The sequence below is a fragment of the Streptomyces sp. NPDC006365 genome (genome assembly GCF_042870755.1).
GTDB classification, from domain to species: Bacteria; Actinomycetota; Actinomycetes; order Streptomycetales; family Streptomycetaceae; genus Streptomyces; species Streptomyces xiangluensis.
The window spans coordinates 115,278-129,799 of record NZ_JBIAHS010000019.1 but is presented as its reverse complement, the minus strand read 5'-3'; the positions used below and the strand labels follow the sequence as shown (position 1 = coordinate 129,799).

Sequence of the window (14,522 nt, the reverse complement as noted above, 5' to 3'; positions counted from 1 at the left end):
GGAAGCCGCGGGCCCGGGGGTCCGCGGGCCGGCGAAGGAGACGTGACGTAAGGAGACGCAATGGAATCGTCCTACGCCGTACCGGTCAAGCCGCCGCCGCGCACCCCCGGCCGTGCGCGGCGTCTGTACCGGACGGTGGGCGACACGCTTCCCGGGCTGGTCGTCGCGGCGGTACTCGCTGTACCGGCCACCTGGCTGGGCACCTTGGTCCCGACGGTGGGCGGCCCCGTGCTGGGGATCGTGGTCGGCGTCGTCACCGGAGTTCTGCTGAGACGGATTCCGGCGTCCCCGGTCGCCGAGCGGCTGCGCCCGGGATTCGGGACGGCGGGGCGGAGGGTTCTCCAGGCGTCCATCGTCGTCCTGGGAACCGGACTCCCGCTCAGCGAAGTGCTGCGGGTGGGAGCCGGTTCGCTGCCGGTCATGCTGGGCACCTTGGCGGCGGCGCTGAGCGGCGCCTGGTTCGTCGGCCGCCTGTTGGGCATCCACCCGGAGTCCCGGCTGCTGATCGGGGTGGGAACGGGTATCTGCGGAGCGTCGGCGATCGCCGCGGTCACCTCTGTGGTGAAGGCGTCGGAAGCCCGTGTCGCGTACGCGATGGGCACCATCTTCACGTTCAACATCGCCTCGGTCCTGCTGTATCCGTCCCTCGGCCACCTGCTCGGGCTGTCCCAGCAGGGCTTCGGACTGTGGAGCGGCACCGCGGTCAACGACACCTCCTCGGTCGTGGCCGCCGCCTACACCTACGGGACGCCGGCCGGAGCGTATGCCGTCGTGGTCAAGCTGACCCGCAGCCTCATGATCGTGCCGATCTGCGTGATCCTGCAGGTGTGGCATTCCCGGTGCCGGCGTACCACCCGGCGGGAGCCCGACGAGGGCGGTACGGCTTGGCGGGCGTTCCCGCTGTTCATCGTCGGCTTCCTGGCCGCGTCGGCGATCGCCACACTTGGCGTGATTCCCGGCTCGTGGCTTCCTGCCCTGTCGGCTGCGGGCACCTTCATGATCACGATGTCGTTGACCGGCATCGGGCTTTCGCTGAACCCTTCGCAGATCCGCGACGCCGGGCCACGACCACTGCTTCTGGGCGCGACTCTGTGGGCCGGCGTCGGCGCCACCGCCCTCGGCCTCCAGGCGCTCACCGGCCGGCTCTGACCACAGGCCCGCAGCACCGACGCAAGTCACGCCGAGACCGAGATGCTCTGCAGACCACGCCGCATCGCCCACGGCCTGTCCGGTCGAGAACCCTCAGTCGGAGGCCACCGGAAGGACGTCCGGCGAGAGCACGCCGGCACGGACAGAAGCGCTCGTCATACGGCGACGATGGTGACGCCGGCACAACACCTCGTAGCCCACCTCCGCCGCGGAACGGCTCACGTCACCGACGACGACCTGCTCACCTTCGACGACCATCTCACCGCCCACCGTGCGGGCGTTGTGCGTAGCACGCGCCCCGCACCAGCACATCGCCTCCACCTGAAGCGTCTCGACGCGGTCAGCCAGCTCGATCAGCCGCCGCGAGCCCGGGAAAAGCCTCGTGCGAAAGTCGGTGGTGATACCGAAGGCGAAGACATCCAGGCCCAAGTCATCCACGATCCGCGCCAGTTGATCGATCGGCACCGGCGCCAGGAATTGCGCCTCGTCCACGATCAGGTAGTCGGCCTTGCCGCCCCGCGACACCCGGTCGACAACATAGGCACACAGATCCATGCCCGGCACCGCCTCGACCGCGTCGGTCACCAGCCCGAGCCGCGAGGAGAGCTTCCCCTCCCCAGCGCGGTCATCCCGAGTGAAGATCAGACCCTGAAGCCCCTCGCCGACCGGTTGTGCGCAAACTGGAGCGCCAGAGTCCTTTTGCCTGGGTATCGACCACATTGGTTAGAGGCACACCTCCGTGAGGCTGCGCGCCCTGGGTTCACTCCGCCTCTGCGTCGACACAGACGACTCCACGGCGATACCTCGCCAGAAGGGAGCACGTACGGCACCGGGTCGAGGCACCGGGCGGGTCGCCGAGGTCATCGGCTGGGCTACCGATACGGACGTCTCCGGCGGCCAAGTTAACGACTCCGAGTTGAGCGTGGCACCGGGGCTCTAGCGTGGCACTCGACTCGGCTGGCAAGAGGCTACCGTCCGACGCCCGGCGAGTCGTAGCAGCCCCGGCTTCGATCAGGTCAGTGGCTGCGAGCCGGGCTTGCTCACGCCGAGGTCGTTCCTCGGCCGCCAATCCACCGCCATCGGGATACCTCATGCTCACGGCATAGCGCGGCCCACGTCAGCCGTCACGACCCGGCGTAACCCGCACCGTTAAAGATCTCTAGCCGCGATCACCGTCCTTGCAACACATCTGCTTCTGGGGACGCCGCATGTATGCGACGCCGAAACCCCTCATGACGTGGATCCAGGATCCAGATTGGCCCGAAATCGTGGGACAAGACCCCGTGTGGGGCCGTGACGTCGATCCGTTCAAGAATCCGAGCACAAGGATGTTCGACCGTGTGGGTTCTGCTTAGGCTGTGACACAGCGCGTTGGCCGCCGTGGACCGATTGCTGGGTGACCTCCAGCTGGCCGGCCGACGAGGGCACCAGGCGGTGGGGGGACCACGTGGGCGAGAACGAGATGTCGGTCTTCGGTGTATCCGCTTCCGAGGAGGATATCTACCGACACTTCCTGAGAAATCCAGATACACCGGCGGACGACATCCATCTGCGTCTGCACATAGAACCGGACACGGCTCGGCTCTGTCTCGACCGACTGCATGAACTGGGACTGCTGCACCCCACCGGCACGGACGGGCTGATCTCCCCGACAGATCCCGAAGTGGCGCTGGCCCGGCTGGTGGACGTACGACTGCACGCTCTCCATCAGGAGCTCCAGCGTGTCACCCGGTCCCGGCACGTGGTGGACGGGCTCCGTGCGGAGCTGGGGGCGCGCAGCCCCTCTCCGCAGGGCATCGAGCAGTTGGAGGGCCTCACCGAGATCCGAGATCGTATCGACGACCTGGCCTTCTTCGCCCGCGACGAGATCCTCTCCGTGGAGCCGTACTCCAAGCTGTCGCCGGAGAACATCGAGCGGTCACGTCCGTTGGACCTGCGCTGTCTGCGCCGCGGCGTACGGATCCGCAGTGTCGTGCTGAGAAAGGTTCTGGAGCACGGCCCGACCGCGAACTACCTGCGCGAACTGGTCTCCCACGGAGCCATGATCCGGGTCGTCGAGGACACCACCGAGCGGATCCTCGTCTACGACCACGCGGCGGCGCTGGTGCCGCTGGATCCCCAGATCACCTCGCGCGGCGCGCTGCTGGCGCACAAGAGTGGGATCGTCGCCAACATCATCGCCCTCTTCGAGAAGATCTGGGACGAGGCCGAGGACCTGACGCAGGCGGATTCGGCGGACGGCGGGGACGTGGGATCAGGTCTGTCCGAGATCGAGCAGCGGGTTCTCCTGCTGATGTGCTCGGTCGGCAAGGACGAGGCGGGCGCACGGGAGTTGGGGGTCTCGGTCCGGACGTATCGGCGGTACGTCGCCGATCTCATGGAAATGCTCGGCGCCGCCAGCAGGGCGCAGGCCGCGCTGCTGGCGCGCGAGCGGGGCTGGATCTGATCCGGGGGCACCGACCGGTCAGTTCTCCTGAGCCCAGCCGTACAGGGCCGTGTCCGCCAGTACCTCCCGTAGTGCACGGCGCACCGCACTCCGGTCGGTCCCGCCGGCCAGTTCGATCCGCAGCCGGACCCGGTCGGGGCTGACCTCGGAGGTGCAGGACCAGGTCGCCGGGAGGAGTCCCAGGAGGCGTACCACCGTGGTCTCCCCGGAGGGGGCCGAGCTGTCGCGGCGGACGGTGACGACCTCCACCGAGTCGGAGATGTGATCAGGTGTCAGCATATGCGCTCTCCCCTGGACGGCTCGGCTTGCAACGGGTGTGACTGGTGCGAAGGGTTCAGGACGTGCAGGGCGGCCGCGGTCATCACCGCTATGCCGGTCGGCAGGGCGGTGCGTACGTCGGGGGCGAAACCCGGCGAGTGGTTCGACTCCACCGGCGGGCCCCCGGCCAGGGCCGCCCGCCACTGCTGCACGCCGGTCACGCCCAGCATCCAGTACGCCGTGCGCACGCCCTCGGCGCCGGCCGCGAACCACGGGAAGTCCTCGGTGGCGGTCGCCGCGTGCCAGTCGGTCACCCGGTGTGTACCGAGCAGGTCCTCGTGCACCCGGCGTACGGCCGCCGTGGTGGCCTCGTCGGGTGTCAGCACGGGCGAGCGGGCCGTGACGATGAACTCCGGGTCCTTCGGGCAGCCGGAGGCCGCGCACTCGGCCCGTACGATCCGTTCGACGGCCGCCGTGACCCGGTCCAGCGCGGCGGCGGAGAAGGCCCGTACGCACAGGCTCAGTTCGGCGTCGTCCGGGATCACGTTGCCGCTCTGCCCCGCGTGGAACGAGCCGACCGACAGGACGACCTGTTCGGCCGGGGAGGTCTCCCGGGACACGACCGTTTGCAGGCGCAGCACGGCGGAGGCCGCGGCCGGCACCGGGTCGACCGTCAGCTGAGGGGTGCCGGCGTGGCCGCCGCGTCCGTGGATGACCACGTCCATGGCCGTGCTCCCCGCCAGCAACGGGCCGCGGCCGTGGGCGACCGTGCCCGCGGGCAGCGGAGCGGTGTGCTGGGCCAGGACCACCTCGGGCGTGCCGAAACGCTCGTACAGGCCGTCCGCCAGCATCGCGCGCGCCCCTTCGAGCGTCTCCTCGGCGGGCTGGCCGACGACCAGGAGTGTGCCGCTCCAGGAGTCACGGGCGCGCGACAACTGAGTGAGCGCCCCCGCGGCCGCGGCCATGTGCAGATCGTGGCCGCAGGCGTGCATGACGCCCGGAACGGTGCTCTCGTAAGGCAGGCCGCTGCGTTCCGCCAACGGCAGCGCGTCGAGTTCGGTGCGCAGCATCACCGTGGGGCCGGGGCCGTTGCGCAGTACGCCGACGACGCCGTGGCCGCCGACGTCACGGGTGACCGTGCAGCCGTGCTGCTCCAGCCGCGCGGCGAAACGAGCGGCCGTGCGGCTCTCGGCGCCCGAGAGCTCAGGGTGGGCGTGCAGATCGAGGTAGAGCTCAATGGCGGACCGCAGCACGTCCCGCGGGACTCCGGATGTTCCGGTCACTGCCCTCACCTCCTCATTCCCTCACTTGTCACTGGTCCGGCACTTGTCCGTGTGTCCGTAAGTCCGTTGTCTCGCGAGCGTGCGGTGCGGGTGCCCCAGTCCTCTGTCGGGTCACTGTCATGGGGTGTCAGCGACCTGACAGCGGGAGCCGGGCCGATCTGACAGCGGCCTCCACTGGAATGGAGTCATCGAAGGGGAACACCGCCGGAACAGCCGGCGGGCCCCGCCGGACGAAGGAGAATCCCATGGCCCCGAAGACCGAGCTCGCCACCCTCGCCGACGAGATCCTGGAGCTGGAGTCGGAGACCTTCGAGATCTCGGACTACTCGGACGCGGTCGAGGTCGTCCTCGCCGGTTCGACGTCCTCCTCCTCCACGTCGACCTGCTCCAGCACCACCAGCACCACCTCCTGCAGCGCCTGACCCGGCGTCTGCCTCCGATCGGCAGCCCCTTCCTCGACGGGAAACCCCGTCCTGGAGGGGGCTGCCGGGCGTTCCGGTGTTCGCTGACACAGGCTTGGCCGGCGGCACGAAGTGCCGCCGGCAAGACGGTGGTACGGGAAGACGGTGGTACGGGAAGACGGTGGTACGGAAAGCCCCGTCATAGAGGCAACGGACGCTGGGAGAACAGACGTCAAGGGAACGGATGCGGTACGACCTTGATGTCCGACTCTGTCAGATCGTCCGTACGCCGTCCCGCCGCCCGCAGCGCGGTCCTCAGCCGGGGCATCAGCAGGGCCCGCTGTCTGGTCCAGCCGAAGTCGAGCGGGAGGAGCCCCGGAACGGTCGTACTGACCGTGTGCAGCCCCATCCGGTGCTGCTCGGGGGTCGTCTGGTCGACGGCGATGACGTCGTGTCCGGTACGGACCAGTTCGTCGCGGAGCAGCCGCAGGTCGTCGAGTAGGTCGCCGGTGCGTGGACGCACGGTCTCCCAGTCGCGGTACAGCTCCCCGAGCGGCCGTACGGCCTCGGGTTCCAGGTACTCGCGAGCATGTTCCGCCATCTGCGGCAGTCCGTAGAGCTGGGCGTGATCCTTGAGGTGCAGGACCTTGGTGAAGTCCCGTGCCATGCCCTCCAGTTCGCTGTGGCGCTCGGCGACCTGGTAGGGCAGGTGGGGGATGTACGTCAGCACTTCGGAGAGCGCCGAGTCGACGGTCCCCTCCGGGTCGAAGCCAGCCGCCGCGCTGAAGGAGAGCCTGCCGTAGCCGCCGTCGCGCCGGACCGCCAGGGCGGTGACGACCGGTATGGCGAGATCCATCCGGGTGTCGAAGGCGTGCACGTCGTAGCCGTGCAGGGCGGCTCGGTCCAGCATGGAGCGGACCGGGCCCCGGCAGGAGCCGAGGTCGATCTCGGTGATGCGGGCCCGGCCGTACCAGGCGAGCAGAAACGCGTCGCGCTCGATGAGTTCCAGCAGGCCGAAGAGGATCGCCTCCTCCAGGCTGCCGCCGGTGGCACAGCCGTTGGAGCATTCGAAGACGAAGTTGTCGGCGTCCACGCCGGCGCTGTAGTGCGCCAGCCGGGAGGGTACGAGGACCGGGCGGTCGTCGCGCAGCGAGTGGCCCCACACCCAGGGGATCGGCCGGTCCGGGTCGAACGGGCTGACGAGGTGGTCCTTCTCATAGGTCTCGGGGGCGTAGAAGCCGCACTCCGCGGGGTTCAGCGCGTGGTCCGCGAGGCGGCGGTACGAGTCGACGACCGGCTCGGTGCCACGGCGCCGGTGCGTACCGGCGTACCGCTCCAGTCCTTCCAGATAGGCGAGGGTGCGGCTGGTGCGGTAGCTGTTGGCCTGGCCGCTCCAGGTGACGTCGTTGAGTCCGGCGTATCCGCGCACGAAGTGCGTGCCGGCCACCGGCGCGGTCGTGGTGGAGGCGGGGTTGATCCAGGTGTCCGAACCGAGGGCGCCGCAGACCGGGTTGGCCAGCGCGGTGGTTGGCAGCGGGTAGGAGTCCAGGGCCCGCAGCCGGTACCCGCCCGGGTCCGGCTTGGGCGCGGACGCCAGCCGCATCCGCGCCGACTCGGCGGTGTCGGGACGCGTCGCCACGCACGAGGGACACAGCGGCTCCGGCAGTATCGGAAAGCCGGCGGTCGCGAGGGTGACGAGATCGACCCGGGTGACCTGCGGCAGCACACGGTCGGCGACGGGGCGCTGTGCTGCGGCAACGGCGTTTGCGGGGACGGTAGTTGAGGTACCGGCCCCCGCGGCGGCGGACCCGGTAGCAGCTGCTGGTTCGCGCCCCGTACCGCTCAGCACCGCTCGATACGCCGCCCAGACCGCGTCGACGGCGTATTCCGTGAGCACCGGCCACTGAACTGCCCCGTTCGGCTCGTGGCCGAGTTCGAGGGCCTCGCGTTCGGAGCGGCTGCGCAGTCGCTGCCAGCGCATGGCGAGGCACTGGCCGCAGGCCGTGGTGCCCGGTTCGCCTCCCCACGGGCCGATCAGTGCGGCGCGGGAGGTGAGGTGGACGGTGGCCGCCGGTCGGATCGCGGCGTAGGGGTCGGGGTGGCCGAAGCCCAGGGTGTCGGCGGCGCCGAGTGGTACGACCAGCGGGGCGGGGAGAGCGTGCTTCCCGCCCGTCGGGCCGTACTCCGCCTCGTGGCGCGCGGTCAGCGCACGCTGGAGCACGGCGCGGCCGCCCTCCAGCGGGGTGTCCGCGGCCGTTTCCGCCAATGCCGCCAGGGCCGGGGCGGCCCCGGTGGTCACGGTCGTCGGTGTCATGACTTGTCGCTCCAGCGGAAGGTCTTCAGCGCGACGGCACAGAAGACAAGGGCGAACGCGGCGAGCACTCCGCATGCGCCGGCGATGTCGCCCGCCCCGTCGGACCCGGTGAGAGCCGCGGAGACGCCGTCGTTGAGGTACCGCAACGGAAGCACCCGGGACAGGGTCTGCATCCAGTCCGGCATGGCGTCGAGCGGGAAGAACGACCCGGAGAGGAACGCCATGGGAATCATCAGGCAGTTGGCGACGGCGGCGACGGCCTCCGGAGTCCTCGCGTACGAGCCGACGATGACGCCGATGGCGAGGAAGGCCGTGACACCGAGCACCAGCACGGGTAGGGCCAGCGGCCAGCGGGCCGACAAGCTCAGCCCGAACGACGGCAGCACGGCGACGGCCACGAACAGCGCCGACTGGACCACCGCGATGGCGAGGGCCAGGACATAGCGGGAGCCGAGCACGGCCGACAGCCGGGTCGGCGTCATCCTCACCAGCCGCAGGATGTCGTCGCGGCGCCACTGCATGAGGGTGAAGCCGACGCCGAAGACGGCGGCGTTGGCGACGCCCCAGGACAGCACGCCGGGGGCGATGTAGTTGATGTAGGGCTTCCCGCTCTGCTCGACCTCCTGGCCGTGGAAGATCAGCCCGAAGACGATCAGGAAGAGCAGTGGGAAGGCGAAGGTGAAGAAGAGCGTGGTCTTGTCCCGGGTGTAGGCCCGGTACCCGGCCTGGCTCAGCGCTGCGTATGCGCTCATGGTGGTGTCTCCGTATCCGGTGGTGGCTGGTCGCCCGGCGAACCGCGGTGGACTTCGCCGGGCCTACGACTGGGAGGTGCCGGTGAGTTCGAGGTAGACGTCCTCAAGGCTCGCCGTGCGGGTCTGTACTCCCTGGAGTCCGGCGAGTTCGTCGATGGCGGCCAGGACGGGGCCGGACTGCAGGGTCTCCAGCACGATCGCGTCGGCCTCCTGGACGACCCGGTCCACGCCGGGAATCGCCTGCGCCGCGGCCAGGCTCAGCCGCTCGGCGGGAACCAGCAGCCGGGTCGTGGGACTGCCCGCCGCCACCAGCCGCCCGGGGGTGTCGAGGGCGGCGATCCTGCCGTGGATCATGATGGCCACCCGGTCGCAGAGCGCCTCAGCCTCGTCCAGGTGATGGGTCGTGTAGACGATGGTGCGGCCGGCGCGCTTGAGGTCGCGCAGCACCTCCCACAGGGCGCGGCGGGCCTGCGGGTCGAGGGCGGCGGTGGGCTCGTCGAGGAAGATCAGCTCCGGCCCGTGGACCAGTGCGGAGGCGATGGCGAGCCGCTGCCGCTGTCCGCCGGACAGGTCGTCCACCCGGTTGTCGCCCTGCTCGGTCAGCCCGACGCTGGCGAGGGCCCGCTCGGCGGCCTCTCGGTCCGTGCGGTAGAGGGCTGCCATGGTCTGCAGGTGCTCCCGCGCGGTGAGCCGCACGAAGAAAGCCGACGACTGGGTCTGTACGCCCAGCCGGGGCAGCAGCGCGACATTGCGCGGCCAGGGCTGTTCGCCGAGGACCGACACCGTGCCGGAGTCCGCCTGCCGCTGTCCCTCCATGATCTCGACCAGGGTGGTCTTGCCCGCGCCGTTCGGACCTAGTAGTCCGAAGAACTCGCCGCGTGCCACGGTCAGTGAGACGCCGTCGACGGCCTGGATGCTTCCGTAGCGCTTGTGGACGCCGTCGAGGACGACGGCCGGCCCGTCCTGGTCGATGGTGGCGGTCATGGGACTCTCCTTGATCGAGATGCTCGCGGTGTTCATGGCGTCGTCAGCAGAAAGTGGGTGAGGGACACCGCGCCCGCGACGAGTGCGCCGAGGACGAGCAGGCAGAGCAGCCCGTAGGCGGTGTACGCGATCCGGGCGCGGCGCGGATAGCCGGCCGCGAGGGGGTCCCGGCGGACGGCCAGGCGCAGATACGCGCCGCTGGACGCGGCCAGTTCGGTCGCGCCGAGCAACTGGCCGACGATCTTGTATCCGTCGAGCGGCGGGAGCGGGACCAGCATGGCGAACGCCTGGATGCTGCCGAGGAACAGCAGCGCCGCCAGGGCGTCGTGGGTGGCGTCGTCCAGGGGGACCAGCAGCAAGAGGGCGAAGAACGGCAGCAGGAACAGCAGGTTCATCGCCGCGCCGGCCAGGGCCGTCGCCACGCGGGCCCAACGGGTGGGCAGATAGAGGTAGTTGTCGACCGTGCAAAACATGATCACCGAGGGCAGCCGCCAGCGCAGACCGATCTCGGCGACGCGGCCTCCGTAGTGCTTGGCCACCACCCCGTGTGCCAGCTCGTGCAGGGCGGTGCTCAGCCACAGCAAGGCGCCCGTCGCGGTCAGCAGGACCGGGTTCGTGAACGTCTCCCGGGTGGCCAGGGCCAGTTCGCCCGCCCGCAGGACCACGACGGTCTCCATGACGGCCACCAGTATCAGTAGCGGCACCATCCACCAGGCAGAGAGCAGGAACCCGGCCGCGCGATGCAGCCGCCCCGCGGTCGCGTCCGGGTCGGCGACGAGCGGCAGCGTGCCGCGCATGAACCGCCGCTCGCTCTTCGGCGTCTTCGTGTCCTGCGGTGCCGGCGCCGGATCCGCCGCGGGTGCCCCCGCCAGCAGCCCGCGGGTGCCCAGCATCCGCAGCAGCTGCTGCCAGTTGGTATCGGCCAGCCGCCGCCCGTACCGCCCCGCGTACTGCGCGCCGATCTCCTCCAGGCTGTGCGAACCGTCCATCCGCGAGATCAGGAAGTGTTCCCTGACCCCCACCTTGAAGGACTGCCCGCTCTCCGTGTTCTTGATCAGATGTACGGTCCCGCTGCCCAGCAGCAGCTCGTCGCTGACCCGTACCCCCGGCCGCAGCTCGGGGCGGTAGGCCTCCAGGGAGGCCGGGGATGCCGGGGCGCTCATGACTCGGCCCCCAAGGTCCCCTCACGCAGGCAGCGGCCCAGGACGTGGGAGAGGTACGCCTCGTCCCGGATGGTGACGTGCAGCCTGTTGTTCGTCATGTGCATGTACGGGGAGAGGAGCAGTGGCAGAGCCACCGCCGGATCCGTGACCGTCTCGTCCCGTTCGCCGTCCCAGGACCGGAACACCAGGTCGCCGTCGGCCGCCAGCACCCGTGCGCGGTCCCGCAGTTCGGCGCAGTGCTCGGCCCAGCCCGCCAGGAAGGCGGGCAGTCCGCCGGGCTCGCCCCGGGTGACGGCCGCGCGGATCCCGGCGAAGCGGGCGGTCAGGCCGGGGGCCATCGCCGCGTAGTTGCTGTCGTATTCCGCGCTGCCGATGAAGCCGGTGCCGGGGAAGGCCTTGTGCCAGAACTCGTAGTAGTTGTCCAGGTAGTCGGCGAGCTCCTGGTCGCCCGGCAGGAACGTCCCGGACATCACCATCATCAGCTGGGCCGCGGTGCCGAGCAGGACCGTCCGCAGATGCAGGTTCTTGGTGCGGAAGGCGTCGATGACCAGATCGCTGGAGTGCCGGAAGTGCCACTCGGCCAGCTCGATCCCGGCCGGGCCACCGTACTTGCCGTACTCCGGTTCGTACGCCTCTGCGCTGCGGGAGTTGTTGGGACGCAGGTTCATCCGCCCCTGGTCGTCCATGTAGTGGCCGCGTTCGCTGCCCGGGAACTCGATCTCGAAGAGGGTGTTGTAGAAGTCGTTGAGGAAGCCGGAGTCCACCTCGTACAGCGCGGGGCGTTCGGCGAGGAAGGCGTCGACGGCCCGCTCGGTGCGGCGGCGCACCTCCGGCTCGGCGTCGGGCGACGCGGGCTTGAGGCGCAGCCGCACATGCGGGCCCTCCAGCCAGTAGTTGATGAAGAAGTAGCCCGCGATCAGCCCCTGTGACTCCAGTTCGTCCACCAGCGGGCGGACGCACTCGATGAGCAGGGGGCGCGGGTTGGCGGCGTAGAAGACGTGCGTGGCCTGCCACGCGCCGGCTCCGGTGACCGTGGTGGTGGTCATGATGTGGTCCTCCGTCGGATGGCGGCCGTGGAGACGTCAGCGTGGACGCCGGTCGAAACGTCGGTGAACGCCGCAGTCTCCAACGCCAGTTCGGCGACATGGCGGCCCCGGCGGGAGACGGCGTGCAGACCGTCCTCGTCCGGGAGCATCTCCCGGAACACCGCACGGGCTTCCGATGTCTTGAGCAGCGCCTCGAACGCGTTCAGCGACAGCGGGCTGTCGAAGTCGAGGTACTGCGGCTTGGCGCCGGTCGCACCGCGCGCCCCGCTGTCCGAGACGGTCACGAAGACCCGGTCGGGCAGCCGGTGCGCCCGCCGGAAGCGGTGCCAGCCGAGGAACCACTCCTCGTCCGGTGTGCCGGGCGCGTGCAGGGGCAGTACGGAGGCGGGCGCGCTCCAGCTGCGTCGGCTGAGCACGACGCTGCCGTGCCGGACACGCGGCCGCCGGGTCACTCCGTCGTCCGGCTCGCTCTCCGGGATCCCGCCCCAGACGTTGAGCGGAGCCATCGAGGTCGGAGAGAGCAGGAGCAGGGTGCGGGGCAGCTCCGGCAGGGCGAGCGGCACGAGATAGCCGAGGTAGACGGGGATTACCTCGCGTCCCAACCGCAGTGAGCGCAGGACCAGCCGGTCCTCGGTCTCGTCGTGCTGGATGTACAGGTCGTCGAGGCGCAGGGCGAGCTCCTCGGGCAGGGTGCCCGTCTCGCCGGGGCAGACGATCTCGTACTCGGTCAGCCGGCCGTGCAGATTGAGGTTGCTGGTGACCGGCCCTCCGGTGACCTCGGCGAACACCGCGCCCGGCGGGCACAGGCCGTCCGCGTCCGCGCGCAGCCGGTCGTCGAGCCCGTCGAAGCAGTGCGTGAACCGGCTGAAGGGGAACGACAGTCCGCCGTACGAGCGGTTGAGGACGACCAGCGGCTCCCCGGCGCCGTGGGCGAGCTGGAGGTGGTGGCTCATGGGCTCGAACTTCGGTGCCACATCGGCCAGTTCGTCCGCGACATCGGCGAGGAAGGCCTCGTCGACGAGCACCTCGTCGGTGCCCGCCGCCGCGTCCCACAGCGTTCGCATCCGCTCCACGAACGTCTGGCGCGCGGTGTCGAGTGCCTTCAGCTGGGCCAGGCCCAGCCAGTTCTCCTCGGGCACGTACCGTCCCTCCGAGTCGAAGGCGGTGCGCCCCGCGGTGAAGGACATGTACTGGTCGAAGAAGTCCTCGTGGAAGTCGTGAACGAGCTTGAGCAGGTCGTCGCAGCGCCCGCCCTGTCCGTAGCGGGCGAGGAAGAAGCCCTTGAAGGTGATGCGCTGCGGCAGGGTCAGGTCGAAGGCGGGCAGGATCCGCTCCACCGCGCCCAGCGGTCCGGCGGCCAGTTCCGTCCAGGCGTCCAAGCCGAGCGTGACGTCCCGGCCGGCGGCGGCGTCCTCGTACAGCACGGTCTGCGGGACCTTGGCGCGCTCGGTGCCCAGGTCCTCCTGGACGGTCCGCAGTCCCTCGCGCAGCCGGCGCAGCAGTTCACCGCGTCCGCCGGGATCGGCGGCCGCGAAGCCGTCGACGCAGGCGATCGGCCCGTCGAGGCGGTCCGCGAGGAGATCGGCCCAGGGGCGGCCCAGATCCCGCAGTGACGCCTGGAAGGCGCGCAGCGGGTCGGTGTCGTGCACCTCCGTGCGCAGACAGGGCACCTGGACCATACCGAGGTCGAGGAGGGCCTCCAGGTACTGCTCGACCTCGTCCGGCGGGGCGTCCCGGTCGGCGGCCAGCCAGGCGGCCAGTTCGCCGTAGCGGAGTGTCCCGCGCTCCTCGAAGAGGCCGAGCAGTCGCTCCAGGGTGCCGCTGCGGCGCAGGAAGAACAGCCGGTCCTTGACGGCGTCGAAGGTGACGGCGGTGTCGTCGTCGCCCGCGGTCACCCAGCGCCGCACATAGCGCACGCGGTCGTCGTCGCGGCCCCAGCCGGAGGCGAGGGTCACCGGCAGGTCGGCGCGGCGGGCGGGGTCGGCGACCACGGCCTCGGCGAGCCGCGCGACGGCGACCACGCTGAGCCGCGGGTGGCTGGTCCACTCGTCGTCGATCCGTACGTCCAGGCCGCCGTCGCCGAACCCGCCGAGGGCGACTCCGGTGAAGGTGCTGAACGGGCTGGTCTTGCAGACCGTCCGGTACAGGTAAGAGAGCAGCGAGCGCTCGATCTTGCGCTGCTTCTTGCCGGGGCGGTCCGGTGCCGTCCCCGCGAAGGCACCGAGCTGCGCGTCCAGCGAGGGCGAGGCCAGCAGCAGGCCACCGCGCAGCCGCTCCTCCCCCACCAGACGGCGCAGTTCGGCGCGGCTGCGTCCGGTCTCGGCGGCGAGCAGTGCGGCGCCTCCGGCTTCCCGGTCCGCCAGCCGCCGTCGGCCGGCCAGCCAGGCGGCGAGGTGTTCGCCCGCCGCCGGGTCGAGCCCGCGGACCAGGGCGAGGGCGGCGTCACCGTCCTGCGGCAGCCGGTTGTTGAACACCTCACGGCGCAGCTTCAGCAGCCTGCGCCGCACGGTGTCGTCCTCGCTCGCACCGACGAGGGCGTGCAGCAGATCCCCCACACTCTCGCCGGTGGCGCGCAACTCCTCGGTCATGGCGAGCACTTCGTCGGCCCAGCGGCGGCTGTCGGGGCAGCGCAGGCCGTGCACGGTCTCGATGGGCAGTCCGGCGACCCGGAGCATGAACGGCATCGAAGGTTCCCCCCTTCCGGTACTCATCCCAGTACTCATCGG

At 70.4% G+C, this 14,522-nt stretch carries 11 protein-coding genes and 1 pseudogene; 3 read left to right on the top strand and 9 right to left on the bottom strand.

Going from position 1 to position 14,522, the window contains the following annotated elements; all coding sequences use genetic code 11:
• Window positions 1-60: 60 nt before the first annotated feature.
• The gene (locus ACFYO0_RS36935; RefSeq protein ID WP_388685111.1) at window positions 61-1,149 is read left to right on the top strand and encodes a YeiH family protein; all 1,089 of its coding nucleotides are present in this window, start codon (window positions 61-63) and stop codon (window positions 1,147-1,149) included.
• 93 nt (window positions 1,150-1,242) lie between these two features.
• Here ACFYO0_RS36935 and ACFYO0_RS36930 read toward each other — a convergent pair.
• Window positions 1,243-1,913: pseudogene (locus ACFYO0_RS36930) on the bottom strand (thymidine kinase).
• A gap of 698 nt (window positions 1,914-2,611) precedes the next feature.
• Here ACFYO0_RS36930 and ACFYO0_RS36925 point away from each other — a divergent pair.
• Window positions 2,612-3,595 (top strand): helix-turn-helix transcriptional regulator, encoded by a 984-nt coding sequence (locus tag ACFYO0_RS36925; RefSeq protein WP_388685263.1) that lies wholly within the window; start codon window positions 2,612-2,614, stop codon window positions 3,593-3,595.
• An 18-nt stretch (window positions 3,596-3,613) separates the two neighbouring features.
• Here ACFYO0_RS36925 and ACFYO0_RS36920 read toward each other — a convergent pair whose 3' ends face one another.
• On the bottom strand, window positions 3,614-3,874 hold the full coding sequence (locus ACFYO0_RS36920) for a hypothetical protein (RefSeq protein WP_388685108.1): 261 nt from the start codon (window positions 3,872-3,874) through the stop codon (window positions 3,614-3,616).
• Window positions 3,868-5,136 carry an amidohydrolase gene (locus tag ACFYO0_RS36915; RefSeq protein ID WP_388685105.1) on the bottom strand — a complete coding sequence of 423 codons (1,269 nt, stop codon included), beginning with the start codon at window positions 5,134-5,136 and terminating at the stop codon, window positions 3,868-3,870. Before ACFYO0_RS36915 ends, ACFYO0_RS36920 begins: the two co-directional genes overlap by 7 nt.
• 245 nt (window positions 5,137-5,381) lie before the next feature.
• Here ACFYO0_RS36915 and ACFYO0_RS36910 point away from each other — a divergent pair, with 245 nt between their 5' ends.
• A complete protein-coding gene (locus ACFYO0_RS36910; RefSeq protein ID WP_018515646.1) occupies window positions 5,382-5,558 on the top strand; it encodes a thiazolylpeptide-type bacteriocin in 177 nt (58 codons plus the stop codon).
• Window positions 5,559-5,769: 211 nt separating this feature from the next.
• On the opposite strand, the gene ACFYO0_RS36905 is transcribed toward ACFYO0_RS36910, so the two are convergent.
• The 6 genes from ACFYO0_RS36905 to ACFYO0_RS36880 form a co-directional block, all read right to left on the bottom strand.
• Window positions 5,770-7,851 (bottom strand): TOMM precursor leader peptide-binding protein, encoded by a 2,082-nt coding sequence (locus tag ACFYO0_RS36905; RefSeq protein ID WP_388685102.1) that lies wholly within the window; start codon window positions 7,849-7,851, stop codon window positions 5,770-5,772.
• A complete protein-coding gene (locus ACFYO0_RS36900) occupies window positions 7,848-8,603 on the bottom strand; it encodes an ABC transporter permease (protein WP_388685099.1) in 756 nt (251 codons plus the stop codon). The genes ACFYO0_RS36905 and ACFYO0_RS36900 overlap by 4 nt, the downstream gene beginning before the upstream one ends.
• A gap of 63 nt (window positions 8,604-8,666) precedes the next feature.
• Window positions 8,667-9,587, bottom strand: a complete 921-nt coding sequence (locus ACFYO0_RS36895) for an ABC transporter ATP-binding protein (RefSeq protein WP_388685096.1) — start codon at window positions 9,585-9,587, stop codon at window positions 8,667-8,669.
• A gap of 32 nt (window positions 9,588-9,619) precedes the next feature.
• On the bottom strand, window positions 9,620-10,750 hold the full coding sequence (locus tag ACFYO0_RS36890) for a site-2 protease family protein (RefSeq protein WP_388685094.1): 1,131 nt from the start codon (window positions 10,748-10,750) through the stop codon (window positions 9,620-9,622).
• Window positions 10,747-11,796: a lantibiotic dehydratase C-terminal domain-containing protein gene (locus ACFYO0_RS36885; RefSeq protein WP_388685091.1), complete on the bottom strand. Its 1,050-nt coding sequence runs from the start codon at window positions 11,794-11,796 to the stop codon at window positions 10,747-10,749. Before ACFYO0_RS36885 ends, ACFYO0_RS36890 begins: the two co-directional genes overlap by 4 nt.
• Window positions 11,793-14,519: a lantibiotic dehydratase gene (locus tag ACFYO0_RS36880; RefSeq protein WP_388685089.1), complete on the bottom strand. Its 2,727-nt coding sequence runs from the start codon at window positions 14,517-14,519 to the stop codon at window positions 11,793-11,795. The genes ACFYO0_RS36885 and ACFYO0_RS36880 overlap by 4 nt, the downstream gene beginning before the upstream one ends.
• Between the last annotated feature and the right edge of the window lie 3 nt (window positions 14,520-14,522).

What these genes read in the sequence shown, in the direction of transcription:
- ACFYO0_RS36885 (WP_388685091.1), bottom strand. Translation starts at nt 11,796, where the DNA reads ATGACCACCACCACGGTCACCGGAGCCGGCGCGTGGCAGGCCACGCAC.
- ACFYO0_RS36900 (WP_388685099.1), bottom strand. Translation starts at nt 8,603, where the DNA reads ATGAGCGCATACGCAGCGCTGAGCCAGGCCGGGTACCGGGCCTACACC.
- ACFYO0_RS36935 (WP_388685111.1), top strand. Translation starts at nt 61, where the DNA reads ATGGAATCGTCCTACGCCGTACCGGTCAAGCCGCCGCCGCGCACCCCC.
- ACFYO0_RS36910 (WP_018515646.1), top strand. Translation starts at nt 5,382, where the DNA reads ATGGCCCCGAAGACCGAGCTCGCCACCCTCGCCGACGAGATCCTGGAG.
- ACFYO0_RS36920 (WP_388685108.1), bottom strand. Translation starts at nt 3,874, where the DNA reads ATGCTGACACCTGATCACATCTCCGACTCGGTGGAGGTCGTCACCGTC.
- ACFYO0_RS36905 (WP_388685102.1), bottom strand. Translation starts at nt 7,851, where the DNA reads ATGACACCGACGACCGTGACCACCGGGGCCGCCCCGGCCCTGGCGGCA.
- ACFYO0_RS36895 (WP_388685096.1), bottom strand. Translation starts at nt 9,587, where the DNA reads ATGACCGCCACCATCGACCAGGACGGGCCGGCCGTCGTCCTCGACGGC.
- ACFYO0_RS36890 (WP_388685094.1), bottom strand. Translation starts at nt 10,750, where the DNA reads ATGAGCGCCCCGGCATCCCCGGCCTCCCTGGAGGCCTACCGCCCCGAG.
- ACFYO0_RS36880 (WP_388685089.1), bottom strand. Translation starts at nt 14,519, where the DNA reads ATGAGTACTGGGATGAGTACCGGAAGGGGGGAACCTTCGATGCCGTTC.
- ACFYO0_RS36925 (WP_388685263.1), top strand. Translation starts at nt 2,612, where the DNA reads ATGTCGGTCTTCGGTGTATCCGCTTCCGAGGAGGATATCTACCGACAC.